Origin of the sequence: Streptomyces crystallinus, assembly GCF_039521265.1 — a bacterium.
GTDB lineage: Bacteria > Actinomycetota > Actinomycetes > Streptomycetales > Streptomycetaceae > Streptomyces > Streptomyces crystallinus.
This window is the reverse complement of the sequence record NZ_BAAACA010000009.1, coordinates 79,751-95,456: the sequence shown is the minus strand read 5'-3', so window position 1 is coordinate 95,456 and position 15,706 is coordinate 79,751. Positions and strand designations below refer to the sequence as shown.

Sequence of the window (15,706 nt, the reverse complement as noted above, 5' to 3'; positions counted from 1 at the left end):
GTGCAGTATGTTCGGCCCGTGTCCGCGACCGAGAGCGCCCCGCCCCCCGAGGGGACCCCGTCCCCCGGGAAGGCCGGGGTGCCCGGGGCGGCCCCGCGGCGGGTTCCGGGGCAGGACCCCCGGGTGCGGTGGGTGCTCACCCTGGCGGTCGTTGTCGTCGGTGCCCTGACCATCAGGCCCATGGGCTTCAGCGGCCGGGGGCCGGCCGTCACCGCCCTCTTCGTGGTGAGCTCGCTGGCACTGCTGGCCCGGGCCCTGCCCGAGAACGCCGTGTCCCCGCGTCTCACCCTCCTCTGGCTGACCCTCGGCATCGTCGCGGCGGCCGGCTTGATCGGCGCGAGCAGCAGTGGTACGAGCTATCTCTTCGCCTACTTCCTGGCCGGGCACATCGGATACCGGCTCGACACCAGACCGGCTCTGGTGCTCGCCGGACTGTGCAGTCTGCTCTGCGGCGGGGTCCTCTATCTGCGGCTCGGACCCGGACACCATCTGCTGCCCTGGGCACTCGGTCTCGCCGCCGGTACCCCGGTCCTGATCGGCATCATCAACCGCGGTCAGCGCCGGGCCGTGGAGGCGGTGATCGCGGCGGCCGAGTCGGCCGAACGCGCCGCCCGGGCCGAGGCCCGCACGGCGGTGCTGACCGAGCGCGGCCGGATCGCCCGCGACGTGCACGACGTCCTGGCGCACTCGCTGGCCGGGATCAACATGCAGTTGGAACTGGCCGACGCGCTGCTCGACACCGGCGACCTGGAGAAGGTCCGGGAGGCCAACAACAAGGCGCACGGCCTGGTCAAGGAGAGCCTGAAGCAGGCGCAGTGGACCGTGCACGCGCTGCGCGAGGACGCGCTGCCGCTGCTGGAGAGCCTGACCGCGATGCTCGAGTCGTCCGGCCACCGCGACGCGCTCACGGTCACGGGGGCCGTCCGCGAGGTGCCGTCCCCGGTCACCCAGAACCTGCTGCGGATCGCCCAGGAGGCGCTGACCAACGCCGCCCGGCACGCCCCTGGGGGAGAGGTCGGCGTGGAGCTGGCGTTCACGGCCTCGTCGACCACACTGAGGATCCGCAACCGCCCCGCGACCCGCGAGGCGACGGCGGGAGCCGGCAGCGGGATGGGGCTGATCGGCATGCGTGAACGCGTCGCCCTGCTGGGCGGCACGGTGACCGCGGGCCCGGTCACCGAGGGACCGGACCGGGGCGGCTGGCAGGTGGAGGCGGTGATTCCGGGATGAGTGAACCGACGGAGAAGCAGCAGCGGTTGAGGGTGGTCGTCGCCGACGACCAGGCAGCCGTACGGGAACCGCTCGCCGCGGTGCTCGGGCTGGCCGAGGACATCGACGTCGTGGCGGCCGCCGCCGACGGCGCCGAGGTGTTGACGGCGGTCGCCGCCGGGCCGGTGGACGTCGTGCTGATGGACCTGAGAATGCCCGTCATGGACGGGATCGAGGCGACCCGTCGGCTGAGCGAGGAGTATCCGGGGGTGGCGGTGGTGGTGCTGACCACCTTCGCCGACGACGACTCGATCCTGGGCGCCCTGGGCGCGGGCGCCCGGGGGTACTTGACGAAGAACGCGGGACGCCAGGACATCACCCGGGCGATCCGGGCCGCCGCCGCCGGTCAGTCGGTGCTCGACCGCGAGGTCCAGGACCGGCTGCTCGCCACCGTACGGACCGGGGCGGCGGCGGTGGGACGAGCCCTGCCCGGGGACCTCACTCCCCGCGAGCGCGAGGTGCTCGCGCTGATCGGCCAGGGCCTGCCCAACCGGGGCATCGCCGAGAAGCTCTTCATCAGCGAGGCCACCGTCAAGACCCACATCAACAACCTGTTCGCCAAGGCGGGGATCCGCGACCGCGCCGATGCCGTCCGCCGCGCCATCGAGGCGGGCCTGACCTGAGAGCGGGTACGTGACCGGTCTCCCCGATGGGTTTCCCAGGTGAAGAGGGGGGCTGGCCCTACCATCGGCCACCTGGTGCCCGGATGGTCCGGCAGGCCTCGGGCGACGAGGCTGCATACATACGGATTCACCGAGCAAAAAGGGAAGCCTCTGTGTTCAGCCTCAAGCCGTTGCGCCACCGTACCGCCCGTACCGCCCGTACCGCCGCCGTCGGCGTTCTCGCCGCCGCTGCCTGCGCCACCGTCCTGTCCGGCAGCGCCGGAGCCATCGTCAACGGGTCCGACTCCACCGAGAGCTACCCCTTCATGGCGGTCGTCCCCGAGTCGGCCCCGGACCAGGGAGTGCTCGACGCCAACTGCGGGGCGTCGCTGATCGACAAGCAGTGGGTGCTGACGGCCGCCCACTGCGTCCAGGGCGAAGGCCTCAAGCTGGACGGCACCGTGCGCATCGGCAGCGACCACCGCAAGTCCGGCGGCACCGTCCGCAAGATCGACCGGACGTTCGTCCACCCCGGCTATGTCAACGGCGACAACAAGGCGGCCAACAAGGACGACATCGCGCTGATACGCCTGGACCGCCCGGTCACCCAGAAGCCCATCAGGATCGCCGAGCAGGCCGGCCGGCCCGGCACGCCGACCCGGCTGCTGGGCTTCGGTACCACGGTCGACACCGAGTTCGCGTTCCCGGACCGGCTCCAGCAGCTGAACACCCGCCGGGGCGCCGAGTCCGAGTGCGCGCCCGGCTACGCGGACCGGACCCGGCTGTGCACGATCTCCACCGTGCCCCACGCCATGGCGTGCTTCGGGGACTCCGGCGGACCGCAGATCCGCAAGGGCCGGGACGGCCGCTGGGAGCTGATCGGCGTCACCTCGGGGCCCGGCGCCCCGGACGTGCCGTGCTCGCAGGGCCCCGGCCTCTACACCAGCGCCCCCGCGTACGCGCAGTGGATCCACACGACCATGCGAACCCGGGGCTAGCCCGGATGGCGAGCGGGGCCCGCTGACGCCAGTCCGCGGGCACCGATCGCCCATGTCAGCCTGAACGAAAGGGGGTTGGGGGACCGCGATGAACAGCGGCTCCCCGCCCCCGCTACGGTCTCCCCGTGACCGAACTCGACACCCTGCACGCCACTCGCGAGGCCTACGACGCCATCGCCCCCGTCTACGCCGAGCAGTTCCACGACCCGCTGCACGACCGCCCCCTGGAGCGCGCCCTCCTGGGTGTCTTCGCGGAGCGGGTGCGGGCGGACGGCGGCGGCGACGTCGCGGATCTCGGCTGCGGACCGGGCTACCTCACGGCTCACCTCGTCGGCCTGGGCCTGAACGCCTTCGGCGTCGACGCCTCGCCCGTCATGGTCGAACTCGCCCGTGAGGCCAGCCCCGGACTGCGCTTCGAGGTCGGCTCGATGGCCGCACTGGACCTCGCGGACGGCGAGCTGGGCGGGGTGCTCTCGCGGTGGTCCCTCATCCACACCCCGCCACGGGACCTGCCCGCCGTCCTGGCCGAGATCGCCCGGGTCCTGGCCCCCGGCGGGCACCTGCTGATCGAGTTCCCGGCCACGGACGGCCCCCACATCGAGACCCAGTCCTACGACCACAAGGTCGTGACGGCCTACCGCTGGTCCCCCGACCACCTCGCCGAGCTCTTGCGCGAGCACGGGCTGGTGGTTTCTTCCCGTACGGTGGTCGAGCCGAGGCCCACCGACCAGCGGCAGTTCCAGGAAGTCCTGCTCCTCGCGCACAAGATGCCGGCCGAGGAGTCCTGAAGGGGTCAGGCCGGGCCCTCCCTGTGCCCCGCGGCGGCGGTCCCGGCGACCGCCGCGCGGCGGACCTTGCCCAGCGAGGTCTTGGGCAGCGACGCCACGAACTCGATCCGCGCGGGCACCTGATGGGCCAGGAGCCGGTCACGGCAGTGCGCGGCGAGCTCGGCCCCGCTCAGCGGGGAGCGCGGCACGACGGCGGCCCGTACGCGCTCGCTGGTCTGTTCCTCCACGAGTTCGCCCCAGACCACGGCCTCGGCGACGGCCGGGTGGGCCAGCAGGACCGCCTCGACCTCCAGCGGGTTGACCTTCTTTCCGCCTACGTTGATGAACGAGTCCTTGCGGCCCACCAGGTGCAGTCGGCCCTCACCGTCGAGGCGCGCCATGTCGCCGGTGACGTACCAGCCGTCGCGGAAGGCCCGCTCGGACGGCTCCGGGGGACCCAGGTAGCGGGTGAACATGGCGGGGGTGCGCACCAGCAGGGCGCCCGTGCCGCCCGGTGGCACCGGTCGGTCCTCCTCGTCCACCAGGCGTATCCGCACCCCGCGCACCGGCCTGCCCACCCCGGCGTCCGCCGCACCGTCCGGCTGGGGGAGCTGCGCGGCGACGACACCGGCCTCGGTGCTCCCGTAGACCTGCTGGACAGCCGGGCCGCAGTGCTCGGCGAAGCGGTCCGCGACCGCCGGGGGCAGGGCCGCCCCGGACGACAGACACAGCCGTACGGTGTCGCTCAGCCGGGACGTCTCGCGCCCCGAGGCCGCCGAGCGGGCCGCGAGGTCATAGGCGAGCGGCGTGCCCACCACGATGGTGCAGGCGTGCTGACGCGCGGTCCGGAGCATGTCGGCGGGTGCGAACCGGCCGAGCAGCACGAGCTCCGCGCGGGCGTGCAGCGCGGCGGTGAGCGCGGCGACCATGCCGAAGGAGTGCAGCAGGGGCACGGCGGCGAGAATCCGGTCGGCGGGGGTGATGCCGTAGGTGTGGACGTAGATCTCGCCGCCGCGGACCAGGTCCTGCTGGGAGTGGACCGCGGCCCTGGGCTCGCCGGTGGAGCCGGAGGTGTAGTGGTAGAGGGCCTCTGCCGGTGGAGCGGGCAGCGGTGCTGGTGCCGGTCCGGTCTGCGCGCCGGGGCGGGCGGTCAGCTCGTGTACGTCGACGAGGACACCGCCCCGCCACCCCTCGGGTGAGCCGGTGCCGGGAGGGCACAGAGTGCGCAGCCTCGTCTGCCGGCCGATGAGGTGCAGCGGGCCCAGGTCGCCGTGGACGCCGAGGAGATGGGACTCGGCGCTGTCGGGTTCCAGGGGGGTGAGGGGGACGCCCGCGCGCAGCGCCGCCAGGAAGGCGACGGCGCCCTCCAGGGTGTTCTCGAAGAGCAGCCCCACGGTGGCGTCCCCGGGCGGGAGACGGGTGCGCAGGCGCTCCGCCGCGGCCTGGACCCGGTCGGCGAGTTCGCGGAAGGTCAGCGCCCGTACCCCGTGGCGTACGGCGGTGGCGCCCGGGGAGAGGCGGGCGGCGTGTTCGACGAGGTCCCACAGGGTGGCGGGGGAGTCAGTGGTCGACGGCATCGCTGGCCTCCGCTGGGTGCACGCCCGCGCCGACCGCTGCCCGCTCGGTGCCGGACGGTTCGTCGGCGGGGTCGTGGTCGGGGTGCTGGTGGTGGAAGTACTGCCGGTACAGGCGGCTGTAGGCGCCGCCTCGCCGCATCAGGGTGGCGTGGTCGCCCTGCTCGACGAGGCGTCCGTCGTCGACGACCACGATGCGGTCGGCCTTGCGGACGGTGGGCAGCCGGTGCGCCACCACGATCGTGGTGCGCCCTGCCGCGAGCGCGTCGAGCCCCTCCTGGATCTGGGCTTCGGTGAGCGGGTCGACGCTGGCGGTGGCCTCGTCGAGGATGAAGATCGGGGCGTCCTGGAGGAAGACCCGGGCCAACGCGACGATCTGGCGCTGCCCGGTGGACAGGTTGCGGCCGCCCTCGTCGGTGGGCGTGTCCAGGCCCTCGGGCAGCTGCCGCAGCCAGGCGCCGGAGGCCACCGCGTGGGCCGCGGCCTCGACCGCCGCGCGGTCCGCGCCGGGCCGGCCCAGCGCGATGTTGTCCGCGACGGTGCCGGAGAAGAGGAAGGGCGTCTGGGTGACCACGCCGAGGCAGCGCCGGTACTGGGCCAGGTCGAAGGTCCGTACGTCCCGGCCGTCGGCGAGCAGGGTGCCTTCCTGGAAGTCGTACGAGCGGGTCAGCAGGCGCACCAGGCTGGACTTGCCCGCCCCCGTGTGGCCCACCAGCGCGAGGGTCTCCCCGGCCGCGACGGTCAGGTCGATGTCGTGGAGCACGGGCCGCTCGGGGGTGTAGTGGAAGCTGACACCGCGCAGTTCGAGTGCGCCGCGCAGCCGGGGCGGGGGCAGCTGTGCGCTCTGGCGGACGGCGGGTTCCCGGTCGATCAGGGCGAAGATCCGCTCGCCGGCCGAGAGGCCCTGTTGAAGCTGCTGCCAGAAGGAGGCGATGGCGGCGACCGGCGACCAGAACAGGGCGAGGGCCTCCAGGAAGAGGACCCACTCACCGGCCGAGAGGTCGCCGGAGGCGACGTTGTGGCCGCCGACCAGCACGACCGCCGTGGTGCCCAGGCCGGTCAGGGAGATGAGCAGCGGGAAGATGCCGCTGAAGAGGCGGTTGAGGCGCACACTGGCCTGGTACCAGCGGCCGTTGACCTCCCGCAGCCCCGCTTCGGCCGCCGCTTCGCCGCGGTGGTTGCGGGCCACGGTGATGCCCCGCAGGGTCTCCTGGACGTAGCCGCTGACCTCGGCGAGGGCCTGCTGCTGGCGGGTGGAGGCGGTACGGGCGCGCTTTCTGAAGGCGAGGCTGACGGCGACGATCAGGGCGACCACCGCCGTGGTGAGCAGCGCCAGCGGCACGTTGATGACGAAGAGGGCCGTCAGGATCAGCAGGACGACGAGGACCTGGCCGAAGAGGGAGAGCACCAGGGAGAGCAGGGCCCCGAACGTCTGGGTGTCGTTGGTGACGCGGCTGACCACCAGACCCGTGGGATGGCCGTCGTGGAACGCGAGGTCCTGGCGTACGGCCGCGGCGAAGGCGTCCTCGCGCAGCTTCAGCACCGCGTCGCCGACCAGCGCGCCGGTGAGGCGCTGCTGGAGGACGGTGAACAACCAGGCCGCGGCGCCGGTGAGGAGGACGGCCACGGCCAGCAGCGTCATCACCGACCGGGCGTCGTCGTCCAGGGCGGAGTCGACCGTGCGGGCCAGCAGGATCGGTACGGCGCTGCCGGCGGCCGCCGCCACGACCACGGCCGCGGTGACGAAGGCGACCGCGCCGCCGCGGCCCCGGAAGTAGGGGGTGATGCGGCGCAGCAGCTGCCGGTCGCCGTAACGGCGGTCGTAGCTGTCCTCGGCGCCCGCCTCGATGCCGTCCAGGAGTGCCATCAGCGGGCCCCTTCCTCTGCTCCGGCCGCGACCGGGGCGGTGGTTCCCTCCGCGGCCGGTGCGTACGGCGCGAAGATCGTGCGGTAGAGCGCGCAGGTGCGCAGGAGGTGGTCGTGGGTGCCCTGGCCGACGATCCTTCCGGCGTCCAGGACGACGATGTGGTCGGCGGCGCGGATACGGGAGAGCCGGGGGGTGACGAGGAAGGTGGTGCGGCCGGTGGCGGCGCGGCGCATGGCGAGTTGCAGCTCGTGTTCGGTCACGCTGTCGACGGCGCTGGTGGCGTCGTCCACGGCGAGGATGCGCGGGTCGGTCACCAACGCGCGGGCGATGGCGAGACGTTGGCGCTGGCCGCCGGAGAGGGTGACACCGCGCTCGCCCAGCACCGTGTCGTAGCCGTGCTCGCTCGCCATGACGAAGTCGTGCGCCTGGGCGGTGCGGGCCGCCTCTTCCAGCTGTGCCCGGCCCGTGCCCGGCGCGGCGCCGAAGGCGAGGTTCTCGGCGATGGTGCGGGAGAAGAGGACCACGTCCTGCTCGACGACGGCGACCTGGCCGCGCAGCGCCGAGGGGTCCCAGGCGGTGGTGGCCACGCCGTCGACGAGGACGCGGCCCTCGGTGGGCACATAGGTGCGGTTCAGCAGGTGCAGCAGGGTGGACTTGCCGCTGCCGGTGGCGCCGACGACGGCGACGGTGGTGCCGGGGGCGGCGCGGAAGGAGATGTCGTGCAGGACGGGCTTGCCGTTCCCGTAGGCGAAGGAGACGTTGTCGAAGACCACTTCGCCGGCGATGACCGCCGTGTGCCGGCCGCCTTCCTCGTCCTCTCCGGCCCGGTCGTTGATGATCTCCAAGATGCGCTGGGCGCCGGAGAAGCCGAAGAAGATGAGCCCGATGCTGAAGGGGGCGAGCTGGGTCGGGGCGCGCAGACTGCCCATCAGGCCGAGGACGGCGACCAGTTCACCGATGCTCAGTGAGCCGTCGCGCAGCAGGAACACGGCGTGCAGCAGGGTTCCGGCGGTGGCCACCGCGAGCAGCAGCGGGGAGAAGGACAGGGCCTGGACGCGGGCCTGCTCGACGGCGGCGTCCCGGTAGGCGGCGGCGGTCCGGCGGAAGCGCTCCTGCTCGCGCTCGGCTCCGTCGGTCGCCTCGACCGCCTCGATGCCGGTGATGCTCTCGGTGGCCTGGGCGGACATCGCGCCGAACTCCTCGCGGGTGAGGTCGGAGACCGGTTCGAGGCGCCGCCCGTGATCCATCAGGGCGACGACGAACAGGACGACGAACACGCCGGGGAAGAGCAGCAGCCGCCAGTCGAGGACCGCGATGAAGACCAGCGGAATGAGGGTGTTGAGCGCCATGTCGAGCGTCATGTCGAATCCCGGCGACACCATGAGTCCGAGCGCCTCGGCGTCGCCGGTGGCGCGGGTGGACAGATCGCCGGTGCGGTGCCGGTTGAAGAAGCCCTGCTTCTTGCGGAGCATGCTGGCGAACACGTCCGCCCGCGCGTCGCGTTCCAGTCCGCTGGCGAAGGCCTCCAGGGCGTAGGTGGAGGCGATGCCGCAGACGCCCCGGACGACGACCAGGCCGAGCAGGGCCGCGCACACGGCGTGCAGGGCCCCGAGGTCCGCCTCCTGTCCGTTCTTCTTGAGTACGGCGTCGAAGGCCAGCCCGACGACCAGGGGCAGGGCCGCGGTGAGGGACTGCCAGAGGAGGCTTCCGGCGAGGTGGACCGCGATGTGCCGACGGAAGTGACGCATATGCAGGCGGAGCCAGTGGCCCACGGTCAGCTCGGGCTCGGGGGCCGGCGCCGGGCCGGACGCGGAGTGGGTCTGCGCGGCGGTCTCGGTCGTCATCGGTCTCTCCCGTGCGGTGTCACGGAGCCGGAGGGGTCGGCGGTCAACGGTTCGGTGCTCCCTTTTTCCTCGGGCGAACGAATTTCTGACGGGCTTTCACGCCGGACGGGATCCACCACGGTGTTTCCGGGCGGGCTTCCGGTTTTTTCCAGCCCCCTGCCGTGCCCTTCGGGCAGGCGGGAGCCGGGGCGGTAAGTGCTGCGTCAGGACGCGAAGTTAGCTGTTTTTTAGAAAAAACGAAACCGGGGTCCGAGGGGGCTGCTTCCTGCCGGAGCGGGAAATCACGAAGAGGTGCGGCACGTTCGCGCCATGCCCTGTATGGGATTATATGACCGGTTTATTAAGTTTGTTGGTCTGTAAAATTTACCGATGGCTCATTGCGAGGGTAATTGGCCGGATGGTACTGGTCCTTCTGAGTCACGGTTGTTATAGTCAAGGTAAATTCGCGACAGGAGTCGACGGTGGCGAATTAGTCTGGACGCCCACGGTCGCCGCGTCCGCGGAATGCCCACTTACAGCCTTGATCCGGAGGAGTACGGTGAGCGATTTAGCATGCAAACCCCCCGCCCCCTCACGACGCTTGGTCGTCGCGACCCTTGTCCACGACGGTGGTGCGCGCCAGGAGTTGGAAGCCGCCCTCGCGCAGGCCGCACTCGTCCGCGAGACCCTGCACTGTGCCGACCGGCGCGAGGTGCGGGAGGTGCTGGGCGCCGGGCGGGTGGACGTCTTCGTCGTCGCCAAGCCCGACTACGACGCCCATGCCGACTTGCTTGACGACTTCCGCTTTCCGCTGCCGAGCATGCTTGTGCTGTTGAGCCACGCCGACCCGGATGAAGCGATGCTGTCCGGTCCACCAGCGCCCGACGGATTCCTGCTGCGGGGCGCCCTGACCGCTGCGGACGTGGACAGCGCCCTGCGGCGCATGGCGGCCGGTGAGGTGCCCATGCCGGCCCCGCTGGCCCGCGCCCTGATGGACCGCGCCAGTACGACCCGCCGACCGCACGGACGGCGTGACATCGCTGTCACCGCCCGGGAGACCGAGGCGCTCCTCCTGCTCGCCGAGGGGTTGAGCAACAAGCAGATGGCCCGGCGCCTGGAGATCACCAGTCATGGCGTGAAACGGCTGGTGGCCAGTCTGTTGCTCAAGCTCGGGGCGCCGAACAGGACGGCCGCGGTGGTCCTGGCCATCCACGCCGGTCTGATCCGCACGACCCTGCCGGACCAGGGCACGGCCGACCGCCGACCGGTCCGCGTGCAGCTCGCCGGGGGAAGAGCGGACGTCCGGCTCCCGGTTCCAGCGGCGCGATTCGTCAGTCGCGAGGCGGAACAGGAGCGGGCCTCCTGACCGACCACCGGCTCCTGTGACCACGGGCACCGGCGCGGCTGCTCCACGACCGACGGCACCCGCCGCCGTGTGCCCGTCCGCCCCTTCGGCCATGCCCAAAAGGGCAGATCTCCTTCGCGGGATTCCCCAGCTAGCGTGAAAGCGTTTGAGGGAATCGAGAGAAGGGAATCCTGCCGTGGAAAAAATCGAGACCCGTGCTGTCCCCTTTTACGGACGCCGTTCGGTCACAGCACCGGCCACCTGTGCGCAACGGCACATGTGGGATCTGATCCGCCGTGAAATGCCGGACGCCTCCTTCTATGATTTCTGCCAGGAGGTATTCCTTCCCGGCAAAGGAACCGTGGACGACGTCGTCGCCGTGTGCGCGGAACTCGTCACCCGGCACGAGTCGCTGCGTACGAAATTCTTCTCCGGCGCGGACGGGAGCCTGGTGCAGGCCGTCGCCCGCTCCGGTTCCCTCGAGGCGGAGATATACGCCACCGGGCCCGGCGAGGACGCGCAATTCGTGTACGACGCCTGGCGGCGGCGGTCGCGTGACAGGACGTTCGACCTGCGCGGCGGGCCGCCGCTGCGGGCGCTGGTCGTCGTCACCGGCCACACCCCCGTACTGGCGGCGTTCTGTGTGTCGCACCTGGCCGCCGACCTCATGTCGATGCGCACGCTGGCCGCTGAGGCCCTGTCCCTGCTGGCCGCGCGGACCGCCCGTACCTGCGGCCCGCCGCCCGCCGTGACGCGCCAGCCCGTCGAACAGGCCGAGTTCGAGCGCTCCCCGCAGGGCCGCGCCCTGCTGGCCCGGTCCCACGCGCACTGGCGGCAGCAGCTGGCGAGCGCCCCCGTCACGATGTTCCCCGGCCGCCCCGACCCCCGGGGACCCGGCCGGCCGGACCGCTCCAGCGCGGCCATGGACTCCACGGCCGCCTTCCTGGCCGTCCGCGCCCTGGCCGGGCAGTGGCGGGTGAGCACCTCCGCGGTCCTTCTGACGGCGGTCGGGCTGCTGCTCGGCGCCCGCTCCGGACAACCGGTCTGCGCGCTGCGGCTGCTGGCCGCCAACCGTACGCACCCCGCCCTCCAGCACACCGTGGCCAACCTCCACCAGGAAGTCCTGACCAGCTTCGACCTGCGTGCCGAGAACGTACGGGCCGTGGCCCGCCGGGCGTTCGCCGCGGGCACCGTCGCCTACGCCAACGGCCTGTTCGACCCCGACGGGGCGAACGAGCTGATCCGGGCCGAAGGGCTCAGAAGGGGCGAGCCGCTCCATCTGTCGTGCTGCTTCAACGACATCCGCACCGACCACGATCCGCGGGCCATGGGCGAGGCGGCGTCCGCCGAGGAGATGCGTGCCGCCCTGGCCCGTACCGTCGTCGCTCCCTGCGACTTCGAGGAGGCCGAGACGTTCTTCCTGGTCGTCGTCGACACCGACCCGGGGTGGCTCAGGTTCGTCCTGTGCGCCGAGACGGCCGTCCTGCCGCCCGAGGAGGTGCGGGCCTTCCTGCGCCGCCTCGAAAGGCTCCTCGTCGACTGCGCCGAGCAGCCCGAACGCCCCTGGCCACGGCTCCTCCAGGGGCCGGATCCGCAGGCCGGCCGGCCCCTGCGGACGGCTGCCCGGGGGTGACCGGATCTTGGCCGTAGCCGAATGGGCATGCCCCAAAGCGGAGGATGCCTCAGGCACTTGCGCGTGGTGAGACTGGGACCTGTCCGAGCAGGGCGCGCAATGCCGCAGCACCGGGTGACGGGGGAACGACTGTGTTCACGCAAGCACCGGCACGTGAGACCGCCATGGGCGTGGAGAACCCCGCGCACGGGACGGTCTTCGCCCACGCTCCCCGCTGCACCGAGGCCGAACTCGACGCGGTACTGGCCGACTCGGCCCGGGCGTTCCCCGGATGGGCGGCACTGCCGCCGGACGGCCGCCGCCGGCATCTGTACGCCTGCCGGGACGCGCTGCGCGCCGCCGAGGACGCCGTGGCGGAGCTGCTGACCCGGGAGCAGGGCAAGCCGCTGCGGCACGCGCGCCAAGAAGTGCGCCTGGCCGCCGAGTGGTTCGGGCACACCGCCGCGCTCGCCCTGTCCCCGGAGCTGATCGTGGACGAGCCGACCGCCCGGGTCACCCTGGAGCGGGTGCCGCACGGCGTCGTCGCGGCGATCGCCCCGTCCAACTACCCCGTCCTGCTGGCCGTGTGCAAGATCGCCCCGGCGCTGCTCGCGGGCAACACGGTCGTCCTCAAACCCTCGCCGGCCACCCCGCTGTCCAGCCTGCTCATGGGCGAGGTGCTGGGCCGGGTCCTGCCGCCCGACGTACTGCGGGTGGTCAGCGGCGACAGCGCGCTGGGGGCACAACTCACCGGTCACCCGGCCGTACGGCTGGTCTCCTTCACCGGTTCGACGGCCGCCGGCCGTGCCATCGCCCGCTCGGCCGCCGCGGACTTCAAACGGACCATCCTCGAACTCGGCGGCAACGACCCCGCCATCGTGCTGCCCGGCACGGACGCCGAGAGCCTGGCGCGCGCCCTGTTCGACCGGGCGATGGTCAACAGCGGGCAGTTCTGCGCCGCCGTCAAACGCGTCTATGTGCCGCGCGACCAGCAGGCCCGGCTCACCGGAGCACTGGCCGCCCTGGCCGAGGCCGCCGTGGTCGGCGACGGCCTCGACCCCGCGACCGAACTCGGCCCGCTGGTCAGCCGCGAACAACTCGCCCATGTCGCCGGCCTGGTGGACGACGCGGTACGGCGCGGCGCCCGGCTCGTCACCGGCGGGCGCGCCCTGGAGCGGCCCGGCCACTTCTATCCGCCCACCGTCGTCACGGACCTGCCGCCGGGGACACGGCTCGCCGAGGAGGAGCAGTTCGGCCCGGTGATCCCGGTGATCGCGTACGACGACCTCGACGCCGTCACGGCACACGTCAACGCGTCCCCGTACGGCCTGGGCTGCTCCCTGTGGGGCGACCCGGACCGGGCCGCCGCGGCGGCCGGGCGGCTGGACTGCGGAACGGTGTGGACCAACACCCACGGCGACCTGCGGCACGACGTGCCGTTCGGCGGCCACCGGCACTCGGGCACGGGCGTCGAGTACGGGCCATGGGGCCTCCTGGAATACACCCAGATCACCATCCACCACCTCGCGCTGCGCGGGGGAGATGAGGGGAAGGCATGAGCGATACCGTTTCCGGCGGCGCCCCCGGCGCGGGCCTGGTCGATCTGTCGGGGCTGCGCGTGTTCGTCGGCGGACCCATCCAGCACGCCCTCGGCCCCGACGGCCTCGACCACACCCTCGGCCACGACATCTTCCACCGACCGCTGCGCGACACGATCCAGGCCGTCGTCTCCGCGGTGACGGAGGCGGGCGCCACCGTCTTCTCCGCCCATGTCGTCGAGAAGTTCGGCCTGGAGACACCGCACTTCTCGCCGGAGGACGTGAGCGTGCGGGACCTGGACTGGATGCGCCGGTGCGACGTGTTCGTACCCGTGCTGCCCGCGGACGCCGACGGCGGACTGCTGCGCACCGACGGCACCCACATCGAACTGGGCTGGGCGTCCGCGCTCGGCCGCCCCATCGTGATGGTGGCGCCGCTGCCGGTCCCGGCCAAGGCCAGCCATCTGCTGCGCGGGCTGCCGTCGGTGGCCGACGTGAGCACGGTCGACCTGGCCGAGCTGCGCCGCAGCGGCCCCGGTGAACTGCTGCTGCGGCTGGGCAAGGTGGGCCGCGACACGGTGGTGACGCCATGACGACCGTCGAGCACACCGCGTCGGCCACCGAGGTCCTCGGGCTGCGGCTCGACAGCCCCCTCGTCGTCGGCTCGGGCCTGCTCACCGACCAGGAGCGCAACATCCGCCGGCTGCTCACCGGGGGCGCGGGCGCCGTGGTCACCAAGACCATCCACCCCGGACCGCTCCCCGGCGGCGACGAACGGCTGCTGCACCTGCCGACCGGAATGATCAACAGCACCACGTACTCCCGGCGCGGCGTGGCCGCCTGGTGCGCCATGCTGAGCCGGTTCGCCGAGGACGACCTGCCGGTGATCGCCTCCCTGCACGCGAGTTCGCCCGCCGCGCTGGCCGAGTTGGCCGCGCGCGTCGCCGACACCGGCTGCCGCGCCCTGGAGCTCGGCATCTCGTGTCTGAACGAGGACGGCGGGCCGGACGACAGCGCGCGGCGGGTCGCCGACTACACCAGTGCGGTGCGCCGGGCGACCCGGCTGCCGTTCAGCGTGAAGCTGGCCATTGGGGAGCGGGCGGGCGAGCGCGTCGCCGCCGCGGTGGAGGCGGGCGCCGACGCGATCACCCTCAGCGACACGATCGCCGGGCTCGCGGTGTCCCCCGACAGCGGAGAAGTGCTGCTCGGGCGGGCCTTCGGCTACTCGGGCGCCGGGATCAAACCGCTGGTGCTGGCCGCGATTTACGAGCTGCGGCGCGGCGGCCTCTCCGTACCGGTGATGGGCAGCGGCGGCGTGCGCAGCGGCACCGACGTGGCGGAGTACCTCACCGTGGGCGCCGACGCCGTACAGGTCTACACCGCCCTGCACACGCGGATGCACCAGACCCTGGCGGAGATCCGCCGGGGCTTCGACACCTGGCTCGGCGCACGCGGCGGATCCCTCGCCGACGTGGTGGGGCGGGCACTCGACGGCGCGAAGGGGTGAGCCGCGTGCGGCAGCGGACCACGAACGTGACGGCCTACGGCGATCTGACCAGTCCCGAGGCACCCGCGGCGCTGAGCGGCGCCACCCTGGTGTGGCCGGTGGGCGGACTGGAGCAGCACGGCCCGCATCTGCCCCTGTCGGTGGATTACGACATCCCCGACGCGCTCGCCCGGCAGCTGGTCGCGGACGTCGACGGAGTCCTCTTCCCGGGCCAGCCGCTGTCCGCCAGGTCGCTGCCGCACAGCGGCGGCGGACTGCGCTTCCCCGGCACCGTCCACATCGACGGGGGAACCTTCATCGACTACGTGGCCCAGTGTCTGCGGGGGCTGGCGAGGCTGGCCCCGGCCCGGCTGGTCGTCGTCAACGGGCACTACGAGAACGAGGCCCTGCTGTTCGAGGCGATCGACGGACTCGACCCGGCGCGCACCTTCCCCGCCACCGAGATCGTCGCCTTCAGCTGGTGGAGCCTGGTCGAGGAGGACTGGCTGCGCAAGCGGCTGCCCGCGTTCCCCGGCTGGCACGCCGAGCACGCCGGGGTGACCGAGACCAGTCTCATGATGTATCTGCGCCCCGAGGTGGTCCGCCCGGTGCGCGTGGACCACCCCACACCGCCCGCCGCCGGGGTGTACCGCCACCCGGTCGACGCGGACCGGATGTCCACCCAGGGGGTGCTCACCACGACCTCCGGTGCCAGTGGCGAGCTGGGGGAGGAGCTGTTCTGGCACGTGATGGACGGGGTGGCGCGGACGCTCGCGGACAGCCCCTCCCCGGGCACCGGGCGGCGAGCGAGCGAGTGACGACTTC

Annotated in this window: 13 protein-coding genes; 10 read left to right on the top strand and 3 right to left on the bottom strand. The window is 72.5% G+C overall.

Going from position 1 to position 15,706, the window contains the following annotated elements:
• From ABD236_RS07615 to ABD236_RS07600, 4 genes are all read left to right on the top strand, one after another.
• On the top strand, window positions 1-1,230 hold the full coding sequence (locus ABD236_RS07615; protein WP_344071583.1) for a sensor histidine kinase: 1,230 nt from the start codon (window positions 1-3) through the stop codon (window positions 1,228-1,230).
• Window positions 1,227-1,892 carry a response regulator gene (locus ABD236_RS07610; RefSeq protein WP_344071581.1) on the top strand — a complete coding sequence of 222 codons (666 nt, stop codon included), beginning with the start codon at window positions 1,227-1,229 and terminating at the stop codon, window positions 1,890-1,892. The genes ABD236_RS07615 and ABD236_RS07610 overlap by 4 nt, the downstream gene beginning before the upstream one ends.
• A 152-nt stretch (window positions 1,893-2,044) precedes the next feature.
• The gene (locus ABD236_RS07605; RefSeq protein ID WP_344071579.1) at window positions 2,045-2,869 is read left to right on the top strand and encodes a S1 family peptidase; all 825 of its coding nucleotides are present in this window, start codon (window positions 2,045-2,047) and stop codon (window positions 2,867-2,869) included.
• Window positions 2,870-2,994: 125 nt separating this feature from the next.
• Window positions 2,995-3,657, top strand: coding sequence for a class I SAM-dependent DNA methyltransferase (locus tag ABD236_RS07600; RefSeq protein WP_344071577.1), 663 nt, complete (start codon window positions 2,995-2,997; stop codon window positions 3,655-3,657).
• 5 nt (window positions 3,658-3,662) lie between these two features.
• Here ABD236_RS07600 and ABD236_RS07595 read toward each other — a convergent pair whose 3' ends face one another.
• The 3 genes from ABD236_RS07595 to ABD236_RS07585 are packed head-to-tail and all read right to left on the bottom strand — an operon-like array spanning window position 3,663 to window position 8,921.
• On the bottom strand, window positions 3,663-5,213 hold the full coding sequence (locus tag ABD236_RS07595; protein WP_344071575.1) for a class I adenylate-forming enzyme family protein: 1,551 nt from the start codon (window positions 5,211-5,213) through the stop codon (window positions 3,663-3,665).
• Window positions 5,197-7,077, bottom strand: coding sequence for an ABC transporter ATP-binding protein (locus ABD236_RS07590; RefSeq protein ID WP_344071573.1), 1,881 nt, complete (start codon window positions 7,075-7,077; stop codon window positions 5,197-5,199). Before ABD236_RS07590 ends, ABD236_RS07595 begins: the two co-directional genes overlap by 17 nt.
• Window positions 7,077-8,921, bottom strand: a complete 1,845-nt coding sequence (locus ABD236_RS07585) for an ABC transporter ATP-binding protein (protein ID WP_344071570.1) — start codon at window positions 8,919-8,921, stop codon at window positions 7,077-7,079. The genes ABD236_RS07590 and ABD236_RS07585 overlap by 1 nt, the downstream gene beginning before the upstream one ends.
• 580 nt (window positions 8,922-9,501) lie before the next feature.
• On the opposite strand from ABD236_RS07585, the gene ABD236_RS07580 reads away from it, so the two are divergent.
• From ABD236_RS07580 to ABD236_RS07555, 6 genes are all read left to right on the top strand, one after another.
• The gene (locus tag ABD236_RS07580; protein ID WP_344071567.1) at window positions 9,502-10,266 is read left to right on the top strand and encodes a helix-turn-helix transcriptional regulator; all 765 of its coding nucleotides are present in this window, start codon (window positions 9,502-9,504) and stop codon (window positions 10,264-10,266) included.
• A gap of 175 nt (window positions 10,267-10,441) precedes the next feature.
• Window positions 10,442-11,878 carry a condensation domain-containing protein gene (locus ABD236_RS07575; RefSeq protein WP_344071565.1) on the top strand — a complete coding sequence of 479 codons (1,437 nt, stop codon included), beginning with the start codon at window positions 10,442-10,444 and terminating at the stop codon, window positions 11,876-11,878.
• Window positions 11,879-12,009: 131 nt separating this feature from the next.
• Window positions 12,010-13,416, top strand: coding sequence for an aldehyde dehydrogenase family protein (locus ABD236_RS07570; protein ID WP_344071563.1), 1,407 nt, complete (start codon window positions 12,010-12,012; stop codon window positions 13,414-13,416).
• Window positions 13,413-13,988: a nucleoside 2-deoxyribosyltransferase gene (locus ABD236_RS07565; protein WP_344071561.1), complete on the top strand. Its 576-nt coding sequence runs from the start codon at window positions 13,413-13,415 to the stop codon at window positions 13,986-13,988. Before ABD236_RS07570 ends, ABD236_RS07565 begins: the two co-directional genes overlap by 4 nt.
• A complete protein-coding gene (locus ABD236_RS07560) occupies window positions 13,985-14,902 on the top strand; it encodes an alpha-hydroxy-acid oxidizing protein (protein WP_344071559.1) in 918 nt (305 codons plus the stop codon). The genes ABD236_RS07565 and ABD236_RS07560 overlap by 4 nt, the downstream gene beginning before the upstream one ends.
• A 5-nt stretch (window positions 14,903-14,907) precedes the next feature.
• On the top strand, window positions 14,908-15,699 hold the full coding sequence (locus ABD236_RS07555) for a creatininase family protein (protein ID WP_344071557.1): 792 nt from the start codon (window positions 14,908-14,910) through the stop codon (window positions 15,697-15,699).
• Window positions 15,700-15,706 lie beyond the last annotated feature (7 nt).